Here is a 1827-nt window from a genome sequence, read left to right as displayed (position 1 = left end):
GGGCCACGGCCGACCGGACGCCCCGGCAAAGGCGGGCGGCCACCCGGATTCCGGCAGGGTGCCGCACGTCAGACGGTGGCGCGGGCAGGACGTCCGGAGCGCGAAGCGACGACCTAACACCTCGCGAACAAATGCTGAGAGCGCTCTCCGGCTTTTTCCGACTCGGGTGTTGACCCTGGCTTAACCTTCGCGTAACAGTGGTATCAATCGGTCTTTATGCTGCAGCGATGTTCGACCGTCCGCCTCGTTCGCCTTGTGAGAGGTTTCGAATGAGCCACCCCCCAAGAAGAAAGCGCTCTCTCGGATGGATCCCGGTCATCGTCGCCGCACTGGTGCCGATGATGATCGCCATCACCGCCCACGCCTCCGTCCCGGCAACCCCCTCCGGCTGGTCCCTGGTCTGGAGCGACGACTTCACCGGCGGCGCCGGGTCACTTCCCTCCTCCGCCAACTGGATCGTCGACACCGGCCACGCCTACCCGGGCGGCCCCGCCAACTGGGGCACCGGTGAGATCCAGCGCTACACCGACAGTCCCGCCAACCTGAGCCTCGACGGCGGCGGCAACCTGCGCATCACCCCGATAAAGAGCGGCAGCGAGTGGACGTCCGCCCGCATCGAGACCCGCCGCTCGGACTTCAAACCCGCCGCCGGCCGTATCCTGCGCATCGAGGGCCGTATCCAGATGCCCAACGTCACCGGTGACGCCGCACTGGGCTACTGGCCCGCTTTCTGGGCGCTGGGCGCGCCGTATCGCGGCAGCTACTGGAACTGGCCCGGCATCGGCGAGTTCGACATCATGGAGAACGTCAACGGCATCAACTCCGTCTGGGGCGTGCTCCACTGCGGTGTGAACCCCGGCGGGCCCTGCAACGAGACCACCGGCATCGGCGCCAGCCGGACGTGCCCCGGTTCCTCCTGCCAGTCGGCGTTCCACACCTACCGCTTCGAGTGGGACCGCAGCATCACCCCGAACCAGCTGCGCTGGTACGTCGACGGGCAGCAGTTCCACAGCGTCAGCCAGTCCCAGTTCGACGCCGGGACCTGGAACAACATGACCGGCCACCAGGGCTACTTCATCCTGCTCAACGTGGCCATGGGCGGGGCGTTCCCCAACGCGCTGGCCGGGCAGACCCCGACCGCGGCCACGGTCTCCGGCCGCCCGATGCTCGTCGACTACGTGGCCGTCTGGCAGAGCGGCTCCGGCTCCAATCCCACCCCGACGATCACTCCCCCTCCAGGTGGGGTGGACGCCCGCTCGACCATCCAGGCCGAGCGCTACCAGGCGCAGGCGGGCACGTCGCTGGAGACCACCACGGACACCGGTGGCGGGCAGAACGTCGCGCAGATCGGCAACGGCGACTGGCTGCGCTTCGACGGAGTCAACTTCGGCGGCGCGGCGGCCACCCAGTTCAAGGCCCGCGTCGCGTCCGGGGCGGCCGGCGGGGTCAGCGGGCTGGTCCAGGTGCGCCTCGACAGCCTGACCGCGGCTCCGATCGGCGACTTCGCCATCGGTAACACCGGCGGCTGGCAGAGCTGGCGTACGGTCCCGGCCAACATCGCCTCGGTGACCGGAACCCACACGGTCTACATCACCTTCACCAGCGGGCAACCCGCCGACTTCGTCAACCTCAACTGGTTCTCGTTCGGCAACTGAACCCGGTAGGGCCCGCGCGTCCTCCAGGACGCGCGGGCACTACCACTCGGGATCGCCCCGCCGTGGCCGGGGGGTCAGATCGGAAGAGCGTCGGGGAGGGAAAGAGTGTAGTTGTTATCGTGTATATCTCGGTCGTCGCCGTAAAAAATAAAGCAGGTGTGGGGCGGGGGCT

The 1827-nt window shown here is 68.1% G+C and carries 1 protein-coding gene; it reads left to right on the top strand.

Annotation, left to right across the window (positions count from 1 at the left end; all coding sequences use genetic code 11):
• The first annotated feature begins 269 nt into the window (after positions 1–269).
• The gene (locus tag ABZ260_RS50660; protein WP_355633029.1) at positions 270–1655 is read left to right on the top strand and encodes a glycoside hydrolase family 16 protein; all 1386 of its coding nucleotides are present in this window, start codon (positions 270–272) and stop codon (positions 1653–1655) included.
• Positions 1656–1827: the final 172 nt, after the last annotated feature.

The sequence above is a fragment of the Streptosporangium sp. NPDC006013 genome (assembly GCF_040614275.1).
In the GTDB taxonomy this organism is placed as follows: Bacteria; Actinomycetota; Actinomycetes; order Streptosporangiales; family Streptosporangiaceae; genus Streptosporangium.
The sequence above is the reverse complement of the archived record's forward strand: the minus strand, read 5'-3'. Positions and strand labels throughout refer to the sequence as shown.

Bases quoted from the DNA above. Each gene is read 5' to 3' on its own strand.
- ABZ260_RS50660 (WP_355633029.1), top strand. From the start codon at position 270: ATGAGCCACCCCCCAAGAAGAAAGCGCTCTCTCGGATGGATCCCGGTC.